The 20473-nt window shown below is 66.0% G+C and carries 20 protein-coding genes; 15 read left to right on the top strand and 5 right to left on the bottom strand.

Annotation, left to right across the window (positions count from 1 at the left end):
* Positions 1-68: 68 nt before the first annotated feature.
* Genes ABZ789_RS03660 through ABZ789_RS03650 form a run of 3 tightly spaced genes read right to left on the bottom strand, consistent with a single transcriptional unit; the run spans position 69 to position 4023 of the window.
* Complete coding sequence (locus ABZ789_RS03660) at positions 69-1703, bottom strand: long-chain-fatty-acid--CoA ligase (protein ID WP_358419030.1); 1635 nt, start codon at positions 1701-1703, stop codon at positions 69-71.
* Between the two features lie 4 nt (positions 1704-1707).
* Positions 1708-2823 carry an acyl-CoA dehydrogenase family protein gene (locus ABZ789_RS03655; RefSeq protein WP_358419027.1) on the bottom strand — a complete coding sequence of 372 codons (1116 nt, stop codon included), beginning with the start codon at positions 2821-2823 and terminating at the stop codon, positions 1708-1710.
* A gap of 15 nt (positions 2824-2838) precedes the next feature.
* Positions 2839-4023: an acyl-CoA dehydrogenase family protein gene (locus ABZ789_RS03650; protein WP_358419024.1), complete on the bottom strand. Its 1185-nt coding sequence runs from the start codon at positions 4021-4023 to the stop codon at positions 2839-2841.
* A 132-nt stretch (positions 4024-4155) separates the two neighbouring features.
* Here ABZ789_RS03650 and ABZ789_RS03645 point away from each other — a divergent pair, with 132 nt between their 5' ends.
* The 12 genes from ABZ789_RS03645 to ABZ789_RS03590 all read left to right on the top strand — a co-directional run bounded on the left by ABZ789_RS03645 (position 4156) and on the right by ABZ789_RS03590 (position 15868).
* Complete coding sequence (locus tag ABZ789_RS03645; protein ID WP_358419021.1) at positions 4156-4341, top strand: ferredoxin; 186 nt, start codon at positions 4156-4158, stop codon at positions 4339-4341.
* A 135-nt stretch (positions 4342-4476) separates the two neighbouring features.
* The gene (locus ABZ789_RS03640) at positions 4477-5403 is read left to right on the top strand and encodes a 3-oxoacyl-ACP reductase (RefSeq protein ID WP_358419018.1); all 927 of its coding nucleotides are present in this window, start codon (positions 4477-4479) and stop codon (positions 5401-5403) included.
* Positions 5404-5871: 468 nt separating this feature from the next.
* Entirely contained in the window at positions 5872-6636 is a 765-nt protein-coding gene (locus ABZ789_RS03635) for an ABC transporter permease (RefSeq protein WP_358419016.1), read from the top strand.
* A 16-nt stretch (positions 6637-6652) separates the two neighbouring features.
* The gene (locus ABZ789_RS03630) at positions 6653-7501 is read left to right on the top strand and encodes an ABC transporter permease (RefSeq protein ID WP_358419014.1); all 849 of its coding nucleotides are present in this window, start codon (positions 6653-6655) and stop codon (positions 7499-7501) included.
* A 10-nt stretch (positions 7502-7511) separates the two neighbouring features.
* A complete protein-coding gene (locus tag ABZ789_RS03625; RefSeq protein WP_358419011.1) occupies positions 7512-8690 on the top strand; it encodes an MCE family protein in 1179 nt (392 codons plus the stop codon).
* A 2-nt stretch (positions 8691-8692) separates the two neighbouring features.
* Positions 8693-9712 carry an MCE family protein gene (locus tag ABZ789_RS03620; RefSeq protein WP_358419008.1) on the top strand — a complete coding sequence of 340 codons (1020 nt, stop codon included), beginning with the start codon at positions 8693-8695 and terminating at the stop codon, positions 9710-9712.
* Positions 9709-10767 (top strand): MCE family protein, encoded by a 1059-nt coding sequence (locus ABZ789_RS03615; RefSeq protein WP_358419005.1) that lies wholly within the window; start codon positions 9709-9711, stop codon positions 10765-10767. The genes ABZ789_RS03620 and ABZ789_RS03615 overlap by 4 nt, the downstream gene beginning before the upstream one ends.
* Entirely contained in the window at positions 10764-12089 is a 1326-nt protein-coding gene (locus ABZ789_RS03610; RefSeq protein ID WP_358419002.1) for an MCE family protein, read from the top strand. Before ABZ789_RS03615 ends, ABZ789_RS03610 begins: the two co-directional genes overlap by 4 nt.
* Positions 12086-13303, top strand: coding sequence for an MCE family protein (locus ABZ789_RS03605; protein ID WP_358418999.1), 1218 nt, complete (start codon positions 12086-12088; stop codon positions 13301-13303). Before ABZ789_RS03610 ends, ABZ789_RS03605 begins: the two co-directional genes overlap by 4 nt.
* Positions 13300-14712 carry an MlaD family protein gene (locus ABZ789_RS03600; protein WP_358418996.1) on the top strand — a complete coding sequence of 471 codons (1413 nt, stop codon included), beginning with the start codon at positions 13300-13302 and terminating at the stop codon, positions 14710-14712. The genes ABZ789_RS03605 and ABZ789_RS03600 overlap by 4 nt, the downstream gene beginning before the upstream one ends.
* Entirely contained in the window at positions 14712-15224 is a 513-nt protein-coding gene (locus tag ABZ789_RS03595) for a hypothetical protein (protein ID WP_358418993.1), read from the top strand. Before ABZ789_RS03600 ends, ABZ789_RS03595 begins: the two co-directional genes overlap by 1 nt.
* Positions 15221-15868, top strand: coding sequence for a twin-arginine translocation pathway signal (locus ABZ789_RS03590; protein ID WP_358418990.1), 648 nt, complete (start codon positions 15221-15223; stop codon positions 15866-15868). The genes ABZ789_RS03595 and ABZ789_RS03590 overlap by 4 nt, the downstream gene beginning before the upstream one ends.
* A 12-nt stretch (positions 15869-15880) precedes the next feature.
* Here ABZ789_RS03590 and ABZ789_RS03585 read toward each other — a convergent pair whose 3' ends face one another.
* Positions 15881-17392: a trehalose-6-phosphate synthase gene (locus tag ABZ789_RS03585; protein ID WP_358418989.1), complete on the bottom strand. Its 1512-nt coding sequence runs from the start codon at positions 17390-17392 to the stop codon at positions 15881-15883.
* 49 nt (positions 17393-17441) lie between these two features.
* Complete coding sequence (locus ABZ789_RS03580) at positions 17442-17651, bottom strand: hypothetical protein (RefSeq protein WP_358419240.1); 210 nt, start codon at positions 17649-17651, stop codon at positions 17442-17444.
* A gap of 176 nt (positions 17652-17827) precedes the next feature.
* Between ABZ789_RS03580 and ABZ789_RS03575 the strand changes: the two genes are divergently transcribed.
* From ABZ789_RS03575 to ABZ789_RS03565, 3 genes are all read left to right on the top strand, one after another.
* Positions 17828-18628, top strand: a complete 801-nt coding sequence (locus ABZ789_RS03575) for an alpha/beta hydrolase (RefSeq protein ID WP_358418986.1) — start codon at positions 17828-17830, stop codon at positions 18626-18628.
* Between the two features lie 216 nt (positions 18629-18844).
* Positions 18845-20236, top strand: a complete 1392-nt coding sequence (locus ABZ789_RS03570; protein ID WP_358418983.1) for a SidA/IucD/PvdA family monooxygenase — start codon at positions 18845-18847, stop codon at positions 20234-20236.
* Entirely contained in the window at positions 20233-20469 is a 237-nt protein-coding gene (locus tag ABZ789_RS03565; RefSeq protein WP_006551884.1) for an MbtH family protein, read from the top strand. Before ABZ789_RS03570 ends, ABZ789_RS03565 begins: the two co-directional genes overlap by 4 nt.
* The last annotated feature ends 4 nt before the right edge of the window (positions 20470-20473 follow it).

Raw genomic sequence — 20473 nt, 5'->3', positions numbered from 1 at the left:
CGGGTGCGCCGAACATACCTCAGGGTATGTGCGGCGGCAAGGACGCGATTCCGGCGTCGGGATCGACGCTATCGTGCAGACGGCCCGGCCGGGGCAGCTTCGACGAGGTGTGCCAGTTCGTCTGACAACAGCCGGAATTCGGAATCACCGCGATCTCGGACCCATACCGGATCGGAACAGGACCACCGTTCGGCGGCGAGAGAACGGGTGAGGACCTTGAAGGTCGCCGTGCGGGGGAACTCGCGGCACACTCGGATCAGGGTGGGCACCTGTTTGGGGCCGAGATCGGTTTGCGCATCGAGAAAGCGCGCGAAAGCGGCGGGATCGAAGTCGGACGTAGCCACCGGAATCACCGCAGCCATCACACGATCGCCGACCTGCCGGTCGGGCACTCCGTACACGGCGACCTGGGCGAAACCTTCGTAGCGCATGAGGATGCGTTCGATCGGTGCCGCGCCGAGGTTCTCGCCGTCCACTCGCAGCCAGCCCGAGCTGCGTCCGGCGAAGTACACGAAGCCGTCCGCATCACGATAGGCGAGATCGCCGCTGTGATATCTGCCGTCGCGGAGTCGTTCGGCGTCGGCAGCGGGATTGTTGTAGTAGCCCTCGAACAGCCCCGGTCCGCATACGTTGACGAGTTCGCCCGTCGCCGCGTCCGCATTCGTGATCCTCCCGTCCGGGTCGAACTCGGCAGGGGGACAGGGCAGTCCCGTCTCGGGGTCGAGGATCTCCACGCCCTCGGGAAGCCGCCCGAGCGCCCCCGGGGGCGCGTCCGGGACCGAGGCGATCGAGATTCCGCCCTCGGTCGATCCGAAGCCGTCGACCACACGCGCGTCGAAGCGGCGGGTGAACTCGGCGACGTGGGCCGCGGATGCCTCGTTGCCGTACATGATGCGCAGCGGATTGACGTGGTCGTCGGGTTTCTCGGGCGTGGCCACGATATAGGACAGAGGTTTACCGACGTAATTGGCGAAGGTCACGCCGAACCGGCGGACGTCCGGAAGGAATCCGGATGCCGAGAATCTGCGCCGTAGCGCGATACTGCCGCGCGCGGCCAGCCCGATCGACCACCCGGCGATCATCGCGTTGGAGTGGAACATCGGCATCGACACGTACACGGTGTCGTCGGGCCCGAGACCGAATCGTGTGGCGAGCATCGTCGCCGGCTCGGTGAACTTGCGGTGCGTGCACCGCACGGCCTTCGGATCGCCGCTCGTGCCGGAAGTGAAGATGAGCATGAACAGGTCGTCGGGAGACGGGGTGGCGGATGGCGCACCAGTGCCGGTGAACGGTGCGAGCATCGCCTGCCACTCGGGGGAGTCGACATCGATCACCTGCACGTCGCCGAGGTCGATACCCTCGAGCAGGGGCACATGTGCGGTTTCGGTGAACACCACCCGGCAGTCGGCAAGTGCGATGTCACGCGCGAGCGCCTCACCGCGCCGGGTCGTGTTCAGTCCGACCACCACCGACCCGGAGAACGCCGCGGCACCGAGCAACAGCGAGAACTCCGGGATGTTGTCCATGAGGATCCCGATGTGCTTCGGTTTCGGGCCGGCGAGCAGTTCGTGCAGCAGCGAGGCGCGTCGGCGGGACAATTCGACGTGCTCGCGCCACGACAGTTCCGTCTCTTCGAAGCGCAGGCCCCGGTCGTCGACCTCGGCGAGCCGCTCGAGCAGTTCGGTGATCGTCGATGCGGTCATGCGCTCAGACCGGGGCATCGGCGAGTTCGCGCCCGAGCGCACGCAACTGGTCGACGGCCGAACCCAGCAGGAACTCGTGGTGTTTGGCTGCCAGGAAGTAGCGGTGCACCGGGTGGTCCTCGTCGAGTCCGACACCGCCGTGCACGTGCACGGCGGTGTGACCGACACGGTGGCCCACGTCGGCCGCCCAGAAAGCGGCGGTTCTCAGGGCGTCGTCGTGAGGCTCTCCCGACGCCATCCGGAATGCGGCCTGCCACAGTGTCAGTCGCACTGCCTTGACGTCGATGTAGGCGTCGGCGAGGCGTTGGGAGACGGCCTGGAAACTCCCGATGGGACGGTCGAACTGGACGCGCTCGCGCGCGTACTGCGCGGTGAGCTCGAGGGCCTGTTCGAGTACGCCACACTGGTAGGCGGCCGAACCCAGCAGAGCACGATCGCGCAGCCGGGCCGCGACCGCCGTCCCGTCGGTACCCAGGATGCGGTCGGCCGGCAGGGCGACGCGCTCGAGGGCGAGGATGCCGCAGCTGCCGAAGTCGGTGGTCTGCTGACGGATGACCGAGACGCCCGGGTCGCCGGGGCGTACCAGGAAGACGGACACCCCGCCGTCGGTTGCGGCGGGGACGAGGAAGCCGTCTGCCACCGGTGCCGCGTCGACGACGATCTTGACGCCGTCGAGGGTGAATCCGTCGTCCGAGCCGACCGCGCGCGTCGCGGGGGTGGTGGGGTCGGCATTCAGTTCCTCCGCCAGCGCGGCAGTGAGGATCTGTTCGCCGGTGGCGGCCGGACGCCCCCACTCGGCCAGCTGCTCCGGGGAGCCGAACTCCGCGATGGTCGCGGCACAGACGGCGACCGAGGTGAGATAGGGGACGGCGGCGACGCCGCGGCCGAGTTCGCGCAGGATGCTCGCCTGTTCGAGGGGGCCGTATCCGTCCCCGCCGACGGTCTCGGGTAGCGCCGCTCCGAGAACGCCGGACGAGGCGAGCGTGTTCCACAGGCTGCGGTCGACGCGGTCCTCGGAGGCATCGAGTGTGCGCAGGTGTTCGTTGGTGACGATGTCCGCCACGATGCTGCGGGTCAGTTCCGCGAGATCCTGCTGGGCCTCGGTGAGAGTGAAGTCCATCGTGCGCGTCCTTTGCTAACGCTTGGCGGGAGGCTGGCCGAGGGCGGTCATGGCGATGATGTCGCGCTGGACCTCGTTGGTGCCGCCTCCGAAGGTGAGGATGAGGGAACTGCGGTGCATGCGTTCGATCCGTCCGCGAAGCACGGCGCCGGGTGAGTTCTGCCGGACCGTGGCGGCCGGTCCGAGCACCTCCATGAGCAACCGGTAGGCCTCGGTCGCGAACTCGGTGCCGAACACCTTGTTCGCCGACGCGGCTTCCGGGCCGAGGGGGCTCGTGCCGGCGCTCGACGCGATATCCCAGTTCATCAGTTGCAGGTATTCGGCCTTCGCGTGGACGCGTGCCAGATTCACCTGCACCCATTCCTGGTCGATCACCCGCCGTCCGTCGGGCAGCGTGGTCTGCTGAGCCCACCGCCGAACTTCGGTCAGGGCGGTGCGCACCGGCCCGGCCGAAGTGAGTGCGACCCGCTCGTGGTTGAGCTGGTTGGTGATCAGTGACCACCCGCCGTCCACTTCGCCGACGAGCGCGGAGGCCGGGACACGCACATCCTGGTAGTAGGTGGCGCTCGTGTCCGGGCCGGCCATCGTGTGGACCGGGGTGTACGAGAAGCCGGGGGTGTCCGTGGGTACGATGAAGACGCTGATTCCCTTGTGTTTCTTCACATCCGGGTTGGTCCGGGCGGCGAGCCACACGTAGTCGGCGTAGGCGATCAGGCTCGTCCACATCTTCTGGCCGTTGATCACCCAGTCGTCGCCGTCGCGGACTGCGGTGGTGCGCAGGGAGGCGAGATCGGTGCCGGCCCCGGGTTCGGAGTAGCCGATCGAGAAGTGCAGTTCGCCCGCGGAGATCCGGGGGAGGAAGAACTCCTTCTGCTCGGCCGTGCCGTAGTGCATGATCGTCGGGGCCACCGAGTCGATGGTGAGGAAAGGTACGGGCGCGCCTGCGATGGCGGCCTCGTCGGTGAAGATCAATTGGTCCATCGCGGAACGGTTCTGGCCTCCGTACTCCTCGGGCCACCCGAGCGTGAGCCATCCGTCCTTCCCCATCTGCGCGACGATGTCGCGGTACACCGTGCCGGCACCGTATTCGCCGGTCGTGGCCGCGAGTGCTTCGCGGCGCTCGGGTGTCATGATCTGGGCGAAGTAGTCCCGCAGTTCCTCGCGGAGGGCTTGCTGCCCGGCAGTATAGGAGATGTCCACGAACGCTCCGTTTCGTCGCTGCGATCCCGCGATTCGTCGCTGCGGAATCCTCGCGAATCATTGCATAGAATTGGAACGCGTTCTAGCCTGGGGAATGTTCGATCGGCGCGAATATGAAGCGAGGTCCTCGGAATGGATGTCAAGGTCGACTTCGACCGCTGTGAAGCGAACGGTGTGTGTGTCGGGCTGGCGCCCGACGTGTTCGATCTCAACGACGATGACGAATTGATCGTCACGCATCCGGTGCCCGAGGGAAGCGAAGATGCCGTCCGCGCGGCTGTCGCCCAGTGCCCGCGTGCGGCGCTCGCCGAGGCCTGACCGGCCGTAGCCGGCAGGGGGCCGGCCCTTGCCAGGAAAAATAACAGGTTCTACATTTTCGGTGCCCCCGAGTCCTGGTGGGGAAGGTACCGGCGTGCGGCCGGGGAATCGGTCCGAATCTCGAGGAGTGCGTGGATGAGTGCGGACGCCAACGGTGGCGTGGAGAACGGCGGTCGAGTGAATCTCGAAGGGCGGGTCGCCGTCGTCACGGGAGCGGGAGCGGGCCTCGGACGCGCCGAGGCGCTCGCGCTCGCGCGGGCCGGGGCGTCGGTGGTGGTCAACGATCTGGTGGAGAACGACGCGGTCGAGGACACCCTGACGCGGATCCGCGATCTCGGTGCCGCGGCGGAGTTCGTTCCGGGCAGCGTGGCCGAACGCGAGACCGCCGACGCGATGCTCGCTGCAGCGCAAGGCAAGTTCGGCGGCCTCGATATCGTCGTCAACAATGCCGGCATAACGCGAGATCGAATGTTGCCCAACATGTCCGACGACGAGTGGGACGCCGTGGTGGCCGTGCACCTGCGCGGTCACTTCCTCCTCTGCCGCAATGCCGCGGCATATTGGCGCGACAGGTCGAAGCAGGAGGCTGGGCCCGTCTACGGGCGCATCGTCAACACGTCGTCGGAAGCGGGACTGCTCGGGCCTCCCGGGCAGGCCAACTACGGCGCGGCCAAGGCGGGCATCACAGCGCTCACCCTGTCCGCCGCCCGTGGTCTCGAGCGGTACGGCGTTCGCGCCAACGTGATCTGCCCGCGCGCACGCACGTCGATGACAGAGTCCGTCTTCGGTGACGCACCGGATGGCGACGTCGACCCGCTCTCGCCCGATCACGTCGCGAATCTGGTTGCCTACCTGGCCTCGCCGGCGGCCGAGCGGGTCAACGGGCAGGTCTTCATCGTCTACGGTCCGATGGTGGCGCTGATGGCCGCGCCGGTCGTCGAGCAACGCTTCGACGCCGAGCTGCAGTGGACACCCGAGGCCCTCGCGGCCGAACTCGGCGGCTACTTCGCCGACCGTGATCCGGGCCGGACGTTCTCGGCATCGACCGCGCTGGATCTCTGACCTTCGGCGACACCCGCTGTTCTCGTGTCGGGAGCAGCGGGACATCGCCGTGTCACCTGCGGATCTCGATCGTCGAACTTCCGGTGACGGATACCTGTGATCTCGGGTAACGTCACGCGCACTCGGACACTTCTCGGGCTCGGGTGAACAGCGCTCGAACCGGGTAGTACTTGTTCTAGTTTTTCTCCGATTCGGTGGCCTCTCGGCCGTCGGATACACCCTCGGTGCAGTCGCGGTCCGCCTCCGCGCCGCTCGGCGGATACTCCCGAAAGCCCAGAGTAAACCCACTTATGAGCGTGCCGATGCTGGACATCGGACGTCGGCGCGCCGCTCCGGACGGAAATGAAACGACATGCCGATCGATGCCTCTTTGACAGGTGAACACGTTCTAGTTACTATGACCCGCGTCACAGCAGGAGCGTTTGTTCGGCTGCGCGCCGACGGCTCGAGGATCGAAGGGGGCGCACGGTGGTAGACCTCCTGGAGGTCCCCTTACGAGCAGTGGGCGGTTTGTTCGCCATGACCGGCGACACTGCGCGTGCGGCCTTCCGTCGCCCCTTCCAGCGACAGGAATTCGTCGACCAGGCCTGGTTCGTGGCCCGGGTCTCGCTCGTTCCCACCGTTCTCGTCGCCGTACCCTTCACAGTGCTGGTGAGCTTCACCCTCAACATCCTGCTCCGGGAGATCGGTGCCGCCGACCTCAGCGGCGCGGGCGCGGCGCTCGGTGCCGTGACGCAGGTGGGGCCGATGGTCACCGTGCTCATCGTCGCCGGCGCGGGGGCCACCGCAATCTGCGCCGACCTCGCCGCGCGCACCATCCGCGAAGAGATCGACGCGATGCGAGTTCTCGGCATCGACCCGATCCAGCGTCTCGTAGTGCCCAGGGTGCTCGCATCCACCGTCGTCGCACTCCTGCTCAACGGCCTCGTGTGCACGATCGGCATTCTCGGCGGCTTCGTCTTCTCGGTTTTTCTCCAGGACGTGAATCCCGGAGCCTTCATCAACGGCATCACCCTGCTCACCGGATTCGGAGAACTCATGATCTCCCAGGTCAAGGCGGGCTTGTTCGGCATGATCGCCGGCCTTGTCGCTTCCTACCTCGGACTCAACGTCAAAGGTGGGGCGAAGAGCGTCGGCGACGCCGTGAACCAGACCGTGGTGTTCGCGTTCATGGCGCTGTTCGTGGTCAACCTCCTCGTCACAGCGGTCGGCATCAAGCTGACCTCGGGATGAGGGGAGCGGAGAATTCATGGCAGTGATGTCCTGGCGCTTCCCGCGCGCCGTTCGCCGCATGACACGCGCGTCGTCCACGGTGGACCGGGTGGGAGAGCAGGCGCTGTTCTTCGGCCGCGCTCTCGCGACCATCCCTCGCGCTCTGATGCACTATCCCAAGGAGACCCTGCGGCTCGTCGCCGAGATCAGCATGGGCACCGGCGCCCTCGCCGTCATCGGCGGCACTGTGGTGATCGTCGGTTTCCTGACGCTCTTCACCGGTGGCATCATCGCCGTGCAGGGGTTCAGTTCGCTCGGCAACATCGGTGTCGAGGCGCTGACCGGCTTCTTCGCGGCGTTCATCAATGTGCGTATCGCGGCCCCGACGATCGCCGGGATCGGGCTGGCGGCCACCATCGGCGCCGGTTCCACCGCTCAACTCGGTGCCATGCGGGTCTCGGAGGAAATCGACGCGCTCGAGACGATGGCTATCCCGTCCATTCCGTATCTGGTCTCCACGCGTGTACTCGCGGGCATGATCGCGATCATCCCGTTGTACTCGCTCGCGGTGATCGCCTCGTTCGTCGCGAGCCGATTCGCGACGGTCGTGCTCTACGGGCAGTCGGCGGGCGTGTACGACCACTACTTCACGACATTCCTGATACCCACGGACATCCTGTGGTCGTTCGTCCAGGCGATCGTCATGGCCATCGCGGTGATGCTGATCCACACCTACTACGGCTTCACCGCGGGCGGCGGCCCGGTCGGTGTCGGCGTCGCGGTCGGGAACGCTGTGCGTGCCTCGCTCGTCGCGGTCGTCACGGTCACTCTGCTCATCTCGCTCGCCGTCTACGGTGCGACCGGCAACTTCAACCTGTCGGGATAGGGCGCGCAGTATGGAAACTCCTTCGTGGAAGAAGAAACTCGCCGCCCTCGGGCTCGTGGGCGGGCTCGCTGTGATCGTCACGGTGGCATTGACCATGTTCGCCGGGGGGTTCACCTCCACGGTCCCGCTCACGGTCACCTCGCCGCGCTCCGGCCTGGTGATGGAATCCGACGCCAAGGTCAAGATGCGCGGCGTCGAGGTGGGGCGGGTGGCTTCGATCGAACACACACCCGCCGGCGCGGTGCTGCACCTCGACATGCAACCCGGCCAGATGCAGCTCATCCCCTCGAACGCGCGGGTTGCCATCGAATCGACCACGGTCTTCGGAGCCAAGTTCGTCGACATCGTCGTTCCTGACGATCCGTCGCCCGTGCCGATGCAGGAAGGCGCCGTTATCGCGGCCGACAACGTCACCGTCGAGTTCAACACGGTATTCGAGCACCTGTCCGACGTCCTCGCCCAGATACGGCCCGAGAAGCTCAATGCGACCCTCGGCGCATTGTCCGAGGCGCTCAACGGGCGCGGGGACGAACTGGGCGCGACGCTCGTCGAGGCCGACGCCTATCTCGCCGAGATGAATCCGTCGCTGCCGCAGCTGCGGGCCGACCTCGTCTCCGCAGCGCAGGTGACCGACGTGTACGCCGACACGGCACCGGATCTGATGACGACGATCGGCAACGCCACCGATGTGGGCAACACCGTCGTGGACGAACAGCAACAACTCGATCTGCTGCTGATGAACCTCACCGGACTCGCGAATACCGGACGGGACGTATTGGGGGAGAACGAAACGCAGTTGACCACTGCACTCGACAGCCTGAGCCACACCACCGGGCTCCTCGGTGAGTACTCACCGGAGCTGACCTGCTTCATCATCGGGCTCAACGATGCCCGGGTGGCGTTCGAACCGATGGCCGGCACCGGCCAGTATGCCGCGCTCACGCTGAGCACGAGCTTCATGGGTGGCGCCACGCCGTACAACACTGCCCAGGATCTGCCTGTGGTCGGTGCGAGCGGCGGACCGAACTGCTGGGGAATGCCGAACTTCGACCCGCGCCGCGAGGGAAGTACACCCTTCGTCGTGACGAACACCGGCACCACACCGTACAAACCCGCGACGGAGGCCTGGGTGCGGTACCCGACGATCTTCCAGTATCTGTTCGGTGACCACCTCGCGGGCGGGCAGTGACCATGAGAGCGAACACCGTCAAGTTCCTGATCTTTGCAGTCACGATGGCGCTGATCTTCGCCGGACTGGCCGTCGTGTTCAGTCAGGCCCGGTTCACGGGGACCGAGAACTACCGGGCGACTTTCACCGACGTCTCCGGACTCACCGCAGGCGACAAGGTACGCATCGCCGGCGTGCAGGTCGGATCCGTGAAGGAGGTGGACATCGGCCCGGACAACACCGCCGAGATCGAGTTCGACGTGGATGCGAAGCACACGCTTCTCACAAGCACCCGCGCCACCGTCCGGTACGAGAATCTCGTCGGCGACCGGTATCTCGAACTGCTCGAAGGTGCCGGCAGCGTCGACGTCCTACCGGCCGGCGGCAGCATCCCCCTCGCGCAGACCGAACCCGCTCTCGATCTCGATCTGCTTCTCGGTGGGTTCAAGCCGCTGTTGCAAGGACTCGACGCCCAGCAGGTCAACGAGCTCTCCGGGGCACTACTGCAAGTCTTCCAGGGCCAAGGCGACACGTTGGTGTCGTTGCTGGGAAACACCAACTCGTTCACCAATTCTCTGGCCGACCGCGACCAGTTGATCGGTGATGTCATCGACAACCTCAACGCCGTCCTCGGAACCGTCGACGACCACGATCGCGAGTTCGAGAACACGATCGAGCAACTGAACACACTGGTCGGCGGACTGGCCGCCGACCGCGACCCGATCGGCGCATCGATCCCGCAGCTCGCCGCCGGCACAGCGGATCTGGCCGCCCTGCTGCAGAACAACCGACCCGATCTGCAATCCGTGATCGCCGAAACCAACCGGAGCATGACCCAACTCGACCTCGGGAAGGACGACATCAACCGCACACTCGAGCGACTGCCGTCCGATTACAAGAAGCTCATCCGCGTGGGAGCGTACGGAAACTTCTTCCAATTCTTCCTCTGCGCCAATACTTTCAAGTTCTCAGGTCCGGACGGAACCACCATCCGGTACACAACGGCGAACCACGACACGGGAAGGTGCGCGAAGGTCGAATGAGTGCACACCGTGACCCCGACTACATCCGGACAGGCATCATCGGCCTCGCCGTGTCCACCACCATCGTGCTGGCAGGTCTGCAGTACGACCAACTGCAATTTCTTTCCGGCGGCCTGAACTACTCGGCCCGCTTCCAGGATGCCGGCGGCCTCGTCCCGGGCGACGACGTCATGCTCGCGGGCGTGAACGTCGGCGATGTCACCGACGTGCGTCTCGACGACCAGGCGGTGCTGGTGAGCTTCCGGATCAGGGACGGCATCGGCCTCGGCGACAGTACCGGCGCCGACATCAAGACCAACACCGTCCTCGGGCGGAAGTCGTTGTCGCTACGCCCCGGCGGCGACGGGGTGATGCGTCCCGGAACTGTGATCGCGATCGAGCGCACGAATTCGCCGTACTCGCTCACCGACGCACTCGGCGACCTCACGACGACCGTGTCCGAACTCGACACCGACCGGATCAACGAGTCGCTCGACGCGCTGTCGCAGTCTCTCCAGAACACGCCTCCCGAGATCCAGGGGGCGCTGGAGGGCATGACCCGCCTATCGCAGTCGATCAACGCCCGCGACGAGTCGCTCGAACAACTGCTCGAGCGTGCCGAGAATGTGACGGGCATCCTCGCCGAGCGCAGCGACCAGGTCAACGCGCTCATCGTCGACGCGAATGCCCTGTTCGGTGAACTGAGCCTGCGCCGCGACGCCATCACCGAACTTATCGCGAACATCTCGTCGGTCTCGCGTCAGCTCACCGGGCTCGTGCAGGACAACCAGGCGCAGATGGCGCCCACGCTCGAGAAACTCAACCTCGTGACAGCCAATCTGCAGGCGAACAAGGAGAACATCGCCGGCGCGCTGGACGGTCTGGGTCCGTACATCAGCGCACTCGGTGAGTCCGTCGCCAGCGGGCCGTTCTTCAACGCCTATGTCTCGAACATCCTGCCTGCGCCGTGGTGGAAGGCCGTGGTGGACAGTCAGGTTGCACCCGAACTTCTTCCCGAGGATCTTCAGGACGTGATTCCGGACGAACCCCCGACGATCAAGAGGGACGGCGAATGAGTACCGATACCGCCGCGACGCCCCGGAGACGCCCGCGCCTGCTGGTGCCGGCGATCATCGGTGCCGTCGTCGTGCTCGCCTTCGCGGCCTTCGCCGTCTTCGTCCTCCCCGATCTCGGCAAGCGGACGATCCACGCCGAATTCGCCTCCACCAGTGGCCTGTACGAGGGTGACGATGTGCGGGTGCTCGGCGTGTCGGTCGGGCGGATCAGCGGCATCGAACCGCACGACGATCTCGTGCGGGTGACGATGAAGGTCGACAGCGGTGTCGAGATCCCCGCCGACGCGAGTGCCGTCGTCATCGCACAGAGCCTCGTCTCGGCCCGCTTCGTCCAGCTGACCCCCGTGTACTCGGGTGGCCCCACGATCGAGGACGGCACGACGATCCCGATGCAGCGCACGGCCTCGCCGGTGGAGTGGGACCAGATCAAGACCGAACTGATGCGGCTGTCCGAAGCGCTGGGTCCGGAGGAACTCGATCCGCAGGGATCTCTCGGCCGGTTCATCGACACCGCAGCGGAAAACCTCGACGGCAACGGGCAGACTGTGCGTGCCACTCTGCGGGAGTTGTCCGACACGATGCGCACCCTGTCGGAGGGTCGTACCGATCTGTTCTCGACCATCCGCAACCTCCAGACCTTCGTGTCGGTCCTCTCGTCGAGCAACGAGCAGATCGTGCAGTTCGGGGGCCGGCTCGCGTCTGTGTCGGATGTGCTCGCGCAAAGCTCCGACCAGCTCGGTGTCTCCCTGTCCGAGCTGAACATCGCCGTCGGCGACGTGCAACGATTCGTCCAGGACAATCGTGCCGGGCTCACCGAATCGGTTCAGCGACTGGCCGACGCAACCGAAGTACTCGCTCGTAAACGGCCGGAGATCGAACGGGTTCTGCACTCCGGCCCGACCTCTCTCGCGAACTTCTACAACATCTACAAGCCGGCGCAGGGCTCGCTCACGGGTGCGCTCGCGATCAACAACCTCGCCAACCCCGTCGAGTGGATGTGTGGATCGGTCGCGGCCGCAGCCAATGCGACCTCCGAGCGCAGTGCGGAACTGTGCCGTCAGCAACTGGGCCCTGTGCTGTCGTCGTTCAGCGCGAACTATCTTCCCGTCCTGGCGAATCCGCTTGCAGGCGTTCAGGCGTTCCCTGGTGACATCGTCTACAGCGAACCCTGGCTCGAAGGAGCGTCGGAAGGACGTGGCACGGCACCCGGGCCGTCACTGTCGGAAACTGCGTCCCCGCTCGAGGGCATCCTCGGCGGTCTGCCCTCCTTGCAGGTACCGCAGGATCTCGGCTCCCTGCTGCAGCCGGGAGGAGGACGATGACCGGCCGTTCGATCTTCCACCGTCTCGGCATCGTGGCCACTACGGTCGCGGTGGGCGCGACGCTCACCGCCTGTGAGTGGGACGGGCTCAACTCGATTCCCATGCCGGGTACCGCCGGACGCGGGGAGGGTGCGTACCAGGTGCAGATCCAGATGCCCAACGTGACGACACTGACCCAGAATTCGCCGGTGCGGATCGACGACGTCACGGTCGGATCGATCGCGGGAATAGAACTCGAGGGCTGGCATGCGCTCGTGACGGTCTCGCTCGACGAGGACGTCGTGGTCCCGGCCAACTCCCTCGCGCGGATCGGTCAGACGAGCTTGCTCGGGTCCCAGCATCTCGAGCTCGTACCGCCTGTCGACGAACCTCCGCAGGGCCGGCTCGAAGAGGGGGACGTCATCCCACTCGAACGGTCCGGTGCGTATCCGACCACCGAACAGACACTCTCCTCGTTGTCGGTCGTGCTCAACGGTGGTGGGCTGGCGCAGATCAACGACATCACCAGGGAACTCAACGCTGCGCTGGTGGGACGGGAAAGCTCGATCCGCAACCTGCTCCCGCGGCTCGACGAGCTGGTCTCCACGCTCGACACACAGCGCGGCGACATCATCACGGCCCTCGAGGGAATGAACCGTCTGGCTGCGACCGTCGACGACCAGAACGCCACCCTCGTCCGAGCTCTCGAAGAGTTGCCCCCCGCGCTCGAAGTGCTTGCGGACCAACGCTCGAACTTCACCGCTGCGATGAGTTCGCTCGGGGAACTGAGCACCGTGGCCAGCCGGATCGTCGAGAGTTCGAACGACGACCTGAAGGCGAATCTTCAGGGTCTCGCCCCGACTCTGCGCGCTCTGGCGGACTCGGGCGATGCACTGACCGAGGTGCTCGGTGTGCTGCTCACCTACCCGTTCCCGCAGGCGGGTATCAACAACATCATTCGCGGCGACTACGCGAACCTGGCGATGACGATCGATCTCACCCTCGATCGTCTCGACCTGAACTTCCTGTCCGGAACCCCGCTTGCGGGACGACTCGCCGGCCCGGAGGGCATCCTCGGGCGGGACGCAGGACTCGCCGGGCAGGCGGCGGATCCGTTCCGCGCGCCACTCGAGCCACCCCCGCCGCCGCCTCCCGGCCCGGAAGGGAAACTCACCATCCCCGGAATCGGTGAGATCACCATTCCAGGCTTTCCTCTGGGGGTGCCTGCACCATGATGCTCACGCGGTTCGTCCGCATCCAGCTCACGATCTTCGCGATTCTGACGGTCGTCGGACTCGTCGTCATGTCGCTGATGTACGTGCGGTTGCCGTCGTTGTTCGGGATCGGGCGGTACGAGGTCGTCGTCGAACTGCAGTCGACCGGCGGTTTGTATCCGCACTCGAACGTCACCTATCGCGGCAACCAGGTCGGCACCGTTCGGAGCGTCGCCCTGTCGCCGACGGGTGTCGAGGCGACCTTGTCCATCGACAGTTCGGCGAAGATCCCGGCCGATGTCGAGGCCACGGTGCGCAGCGTGTCGGCTGTCGGCGAGCAGTACGTCGATCTCGTGCCGCCCACCGACAGCACGGGCGGCGAGCGCCTCGCCGACGGGGACGTGATCCCGTCCGACCGTACGAGCGTGCCGCAGGAGGTCGGTGCGCTGCTCGACCAGGCCGACGTGCTGCTCGCTTCGATCAGCGATACGCGACTGCAGACCGTGGTCGATGAGGCGTTCGAGGCATTCAACGGCTCCGGACCGGAACTGCAGGAACTGCTCGATTCGACGCGGCTGTTCGTTCAGGAGGCATCGGCGAACAGCGCCGAGACCCGCCGATTGATCGACGAGATCGGTCCGCTGCTCGACACCCAGGTGGTCACGAGCGACGCGATCCGGTCGTGGACGCGCGACATGGTGACCTTCACCGATCGGTTGCGTGAGAGCGACCCGGATCTGCAAACTCTGCTCGAGACCGGACCGGGCGCGGCCGCCGAAGCCGAATCGTTGTTGCAGGATTTGAAACCGACTCTGCCCCTGCTGCTGGCGAATCTGGTGAGTGTCGGCGAGGTGGGTGTCGTCTACAACGCCGGCATCGAGCAGATCCTGGTGCTGTATCCGCCGATGACGACCGCTCTGATCACCGCCGCCGGTGCCGGCCCGCCCGAGGACGGCGCCGTGGTGGACTTCCACCTGCAGCTGCACGACCCGCCGCCGTGCCTGGCCGGTTTCGTGCCTCCCGAACAGTGGCGCAGTCCGGCGGACACCTCGATGGTCGACACTCCTGGGGACGTGTTCTGTCAACTGCCGCAGGATTATCCGAACGCGGTACGCGGTGCGCGGAATCTGCCGTGTATGGAGTATCCGGGACGTCGCGCCCCGACCCCCGACGCGTGCCGTACCGGATACAGCCCCACCTACTCGGACAATCCCTGGACGGGACCGCCCACGCCGGTGGCCTCCGAGAACGCAGCTCCCACCCCTGCCTCCTACGGTGCGGCCGAGGACACGCCGCCCCCCGGGGTCACGGCGCGACGAATCGATCCGCAGACCGGGACGTACATTGGTCCCGACGGCACCGTGTACAAACACGCCGACCTCGAAGGAGATCGGAGCTTGGAGAGTTACATGAAGGCGCAGCAGGGCTGATGGCAGACGAAATCGACACGAAGACGAAGCCGAAATGGGCCAAGCCGGTCGCGGTGATCGCGTCCGTCCTGGTGATCGCTCTCGTCGCGGTCGGCGCGTGGCTCGTCGTCGACCGACAGTCCGCGAACGAGCGCGACGAGAAGCGGGAAGCATTCCTCCAGGCCGCGCGGCAGACGGTGCTCAACCTGACCACGATCAACGCGGAATCCGCCGATGCCGACGTCGCGCGCCTGCTCGAGGGGGCCACAGGCGACTTCAAGGCCGAGTTCGAAGGACGCGAGGGACCCTTCGTGGAGGTCGTGCAACAGGCCGGTGTCGACACCACCGGTGAGGTCCTCGAAGCAGGAATCCAGAACGAGGACGGCACATGCGCGTCCTCGCTCGTCGCGTCGCGCGCGATGGTGAGCAATGCCGACCAGACCGAACCCGAAGCCCGCGACTTCCGGCTGCGGGTGACGATCTGCGACGAGAACGGGAAACTGCTGGCGTCGAAGGTGGAGTTCGTGCCGTGACCGACGAGAAGGACGATCGCGTGACGCTCGAGAAGGCGAACGACGAGGCTGTGACAGACAAGCCCGGGACCAAGGAATCCGTGAGCGACGGGTCCGTGAAGGTCGACGACGCCGCCGCGGACACCTCCACCACCGAGGGTGATGCCGCGTCCGCTTCGCGTCCGTCGTACCTGCCGCATATTGCGATCGGTTTGTCGGTCGTCGCACTGGTCTTCGCGGTCCTGGTGGGATGGCTCGCGTACGGTGCGATCCAGGATTCCGCGGCCGAGTCGGCGCGGACCGAAGCGCGGGTCGCCGCCGAGGAGCAGGCCGTAGCGATGCTCGCCTACACCCACGAGGAGGTGGACGCGCAGACCGAGGCCGCAGCGGAAGGCCTCACCGGCGACTTCCGTGACGAGTACACGAATCTGATGAAGAACATCATCGCGCCGGGCGCCAAGGAGAAAGCGATCGACGTCCAGGTGAGCGTGCAGGCCTCGTCGGTGGTCTCCGCCGACGCCGACAGCGCGGTCACCCTGCTCTTCCTCAACCAGATCACGACGAGTTCGGAGAACCCCGAAGCGGTCAGCAGCGGCAGCCGGGTGCGCATCGAACTCGAGAAGCACGACGGGCGCTGGCTGGTCAGCCGATTGACCCCCATCTAGGAGGCGGTCGCATCACCCCGGTCCGGGCTCGCCCACCTCGTCGGGTGCGATGAGCGCGCGACCGGCGGCGCCGGTGTTGGCGAGAGTGTCGAGGAACGAACGGGCCCAACGGTCCACGTCATGTGTGAGCACCTGACGGCGCAGGGCACGCATCCTCTTGCGCCCGTCCTCGCGAGGCACCTCGATCGCGGCGTGGATCTTGTCCTTGACGTCTTCGAGGTCGTGCGGGTTGCACAGGAACGCCTGCCGCAGTTCGGCTGCGGCGCCGGTGAATTCGCTGAGCACGAGGGCGCCGCCGAGGTCGCTGCGGCACGCGATGTACTCCTTGGCGACGAGATTCATGCCGTCGCGCAGCGGGGTCACGAGCATGACGTCGGCAGCGACGAAGAATGCGATGAGTTCGTCGCGGGGGACCGGGCGGTGGATGTAGTGCACCACTGGGCGGCCCACCTCGGCGTACTCGCCGTTGATGCGGCTGACGGTCCGCTCGATCTCGCCGCGCATGTGGACGTAGGAATCGACTCGTTCCCGGCTCGGGGTCGCGAGCTGCACCATCACGGTGTCCTTCGGATCCATACGGCCCTCGGCGAGCAGTTCGTGCACCGCATCGAGCCGCACGTCGATGCCCTTGGTGTAATCGAGCCGGTCGACACCGAGCAGGATCTTCTTCGGGTTTCCGAGTTCCTTGCGCAACGCCTTGGCGCGGTCGCGGATCGCCTTGCTGCGTGACTGCTGGTCGAGCCGGCCGGACTCGATGGAGATGGGGAATGCCCCCACACGCACCGATCGGAATCCGACCTGCACGACGCCGAGCTTCGACCGGATCCCGATGTTCCCGCGCGAGGTCTGTGCCCCTGCCAGACGTCGCGCGAGATACAGGAAGTTCTGGGCGCCGCCCGGCAGGTGGAAGCCGATGAGATCGGCCCCGAGGAGCCCTTCGACGATCTCGGTCCGCCACGGCAACTGCATGAACAGCTCGATCGGGGGGAACGGGATGTGCAGGAAGAAGCCGATCGTGAGGTCCGGGCGGAGCATGCGCAGCATCTTGGGAACCAGCTGCAACTGGTAGTCCTGGACCCAGACGGTCGCACCCTCGGCAGCGGACTTCGCGGCCTCTTCCGCGAAGCGCCGGTTGATCTCGACGTAGGAGTTCCACCATTCGCGCCGGTATTCCGGCCGCACGATCACGTCGTGATAGAGCGGCCAGAGGGTCGCGTTGGAGAAACCCTCGTAATAGTCGGCGATCTCCTCGCTGGTCAGCCGCACCGAATGCAGGGTCAGACCGTCCTCGACGATGACACCGTTCTCGGCGTCCGCCACACCGGCCCAACCGACCCAGGCGCCGTTGTTCGAACGGAGGATCGGTTCGAGCGCGGTGACGAGCCCGCCGGGGCTGCGCTTCCAGCGGGTCGTGCCGTCGGGGAGCCGTTCGAGGTCCACCGGCAGACGATTGGCGACGACCACGAAGTCCGATCCGGCGTGTGAGCCGTGGTGCTCCGCTGCATCCGCTTCGCCTGCTGTCACGTTCTGGTCCTCTTTCGGTGCCGGTCCGGTGGGGGAGCGTCGGTGCTTGTCAGTGCTTGTCGATGGGACCGATGCCCAGCATCGACAGCAGCATGCGGCATTCGTCCGCATTCTCTGCGTATGCGGCGACGACGCGTTGCGCCTGTCGTGCGGTCTCGTCGGCGACGGGTTCGAGATCCTCGTCGACGATGTCGTTCGCGGTGTTCGGGTCCGCGGCCATGATGTCCTCCCGGGGTCGCTGCTCTTTGCGAGCACGCATCGTCCTTCGACTCTAGGAGAATCGGACAGCTCGCCGCCACCTGCCTTCCGTGGGCAGTCCTGCAGTTCGCCGTCGCGGTACCGTAGGACCGTCCTGCCGCAGTCGCCGCCCGCGGCGCGCAACGACGCTGCGCCGGTCCGAGGCGCGCACCAGTGTTCTCGTCGAGGAAGGTTTTCATGCCCATCGCCACCGTGAACGGCATTCCGCTCAATTATCAGGTCAAAGGGACGGGCGACCTCGTCGTTCTCGTGATGGGAACAGGCAGTCCGGGACGCGTGTGGGATCTGCATCAGGTTCCCGCCCTCGTCAAGGCCGGCTACCGCGTCGCCACCTTCGACAACCGGGGTATCGCGCCGTCCGGTGAGAGCCTCGACGGGATGACCATCGAGGATCTGGTCGCGGACACGGCCGGGTTGATCGAGCTTCTCGGTGGTCCCGCCCATGTGATCGGCACGTCGATGGGTGCGCGTGTCGCACAGGAGTTGGCGCTCGCCCGCCCGGACCTGATCCGCAAGGCGGTCTTCCTTGCCGGGCACGCGCGCATGGATCACTTCCAGCTGACACTCACCGAAGGTGAGCGTCAGCTCTACGACAGCGGTGTCGAATTGCCGCCGAAGTACCAGGCGGCGGTGACGGCGGTGATGAATCTTTCGCCGGCTTCGCTGGCGGAGGAGCACACCGCGCGCGACTGGCTGGACGTCTTCGAGTTCAGTGGCGGAAAGGTGTCGCCGGGAGTGCGCGCGCAACTCGGGATGGATCGTGAGTTCGATCGGCGCGCGGCGTACCGGAACATCGAGGTACCGTGCCTGGCCGTCGGATTCGCCGACGATCGGATGATCCCGGCCTATCTGTCCCGGGAAGTGGCGGATGCGATTCCGGGCGCGCGCTACGAGGAGATTCCGGACGCCGGGCACTACGGCTATCTCGAACGGCCCGAAGCGGTCAACAAGATCCTGGTGGACTTCCTCGCTTCGTAGGCGGAACAGGGAGGCGAGCGCGGTGGAATCGGCGACGATCCACCGCGCTCGTCGTCTGTCCGGTCGTCGAAGGGCCCTGGGAGCCGGGAGGATCGGGACATCCCACGAGTGGGGCGAACCCTGGTACGCTCCCCGAACATAGGTTAGCCTGAGCTACCTTCGACCCGTCTGCGAACCGATCGTGGGCCCGGAGCCCCCTAGTACGGAAGTTGAGTGATGACCGACCGTTCCAGCCTTGTCGCCGATGATGCGGGGAGGTCGGAGGGCAGCTCGCAAGGAGACGTCTTCGACCTCGTCGGTATCGGTTTCGGCCCTTCGAACCTCGCGCTCGCAATCGCCCTCGAAGAGCACAACACCGACAATCCCGCATCGTCCATCCGGGCGCGTTTCTTCGAACGGCAGTCGGCCTTCGCCTGGCATCCGGGCATGCTGCTCGAGGGTGCCACGATGCAGATCGCTTTCCCCAAGGATCTCGTCACCTTCCGCAATCCCAGCAGCTCGTACAGTTTTTTCTCCTACCTGCACGAGCGTGGGCGTCTCGTCGACTTCGTCAACCATCAGACGTTCTTCCCCACTCGCCACGAGTTCCAGGACTATCTGCAATGGGCGGCGGCGCGTGTCGACGCCGACGTCCGTTACCGAACCGCGGTCGTCTCGGTCGAGGCCGTCCACAACCGCAACGGGGTCGCCGACCTCTTCGCGGTCCGGACGGCCGACGGTGACGTCGTCTACACACACAGCGTCGTGGTCGGGGTCGGGTTGCGCGCCCGCCTCCCGAAGTGGGCGACCGAGTCCCCCCGGTGCTTCCACAACCACCGGTTCCTCTTCCACGTCGAAGAGATGCAGGAGCCCGAACACCAGCGCTTCGTCGTGGTCGGCGCGGGGCAGAGTGCCGCCGAGGTCGTGCAGTACCTCCACGCGCACTACCCGCAGGCCGAGGTGCACAACGTCTTCAATCGCTTCGGATACAGCCCCGCCGACGACAGCCCTTACGCGAACCGCATCTTCGACCCGCAGGTCGTCGACGAACTGCACTCGGCGCCGCTGTCGGAGCGTGAGCGGCTCCTCGCCCTGCATCGCAGTACCAACTATTCGGTCGTGGCTCCGGAACTCATCGAGGCCCTCTACGCGACCGAGTACCGCGAACGTGTCAGCGGCCGGCGCCGCCTGTTCATGCGCCGTGCGTCGGAGGTCGTGTCGGCGACCGAACACGCCGGGGGGATCGAGGTCGCGATCCGCAACAACCTCGAAGGCGAAACCGAGACCCTCGAGTGCGATGCCGTCGTCCTCGCGACCGGCTTCGAACCCACCCCGTTGCAGCCGCTGCTGGGCGACCTTGCTCCCGAGCCCCCCATCCTGTCCGTCGATCGCGACTATCGTCTGCCGCTGCCCGAGAACGTCACGGCCGACATCTACCTTCAGGGTGGGACCGAGAAGACCCACGGTCTGACCGCGTCGTTGCTGTCGAACGCAGCGATTCGCGCGGGGGAGATCCTGTCCTCGCTCGTCGAACGCCGAGAGCGCCGCCTGCCCGGAGCCGGGGGCGGAATCGGCGAGCTTGGTAGGATAACGGACCATCACACCTACGCAACAAGTGAGGCGAGATGAGCACGAATCCATTTGACGACGAAGACGGCCGCTTCTACGTCCTCATCAACGATGAGGAGCAGTACTCGCTGTGGCCGACCTTCGCCGAGGTTCCGCAGGGGTGGCGGGTGGTATTCGGCGAAGAGTCGCGCGCCGCTTGCGTCGAGTACGTCGAGCAGAATTGGACCGACATGCGTCCGAAGAGCCTTCGCGACGCAATGGAAGCCGACGAGAAGGCCCGTCAGGGTAGCTGAACGC

This window comes from Rhodococcus sp. NPDC047139 (assembly GCF_040643435.1).
Lineage (GTDB): Bacteria > Actinomycetota > Actinomycetes > Mycobacteriales > Mycobacteriaceae > Rhodococcus.
Note: the sequence above shows the minus strand (reverse complement) of the source record. Positions and strands in the feature narration are given on the sequence as shown.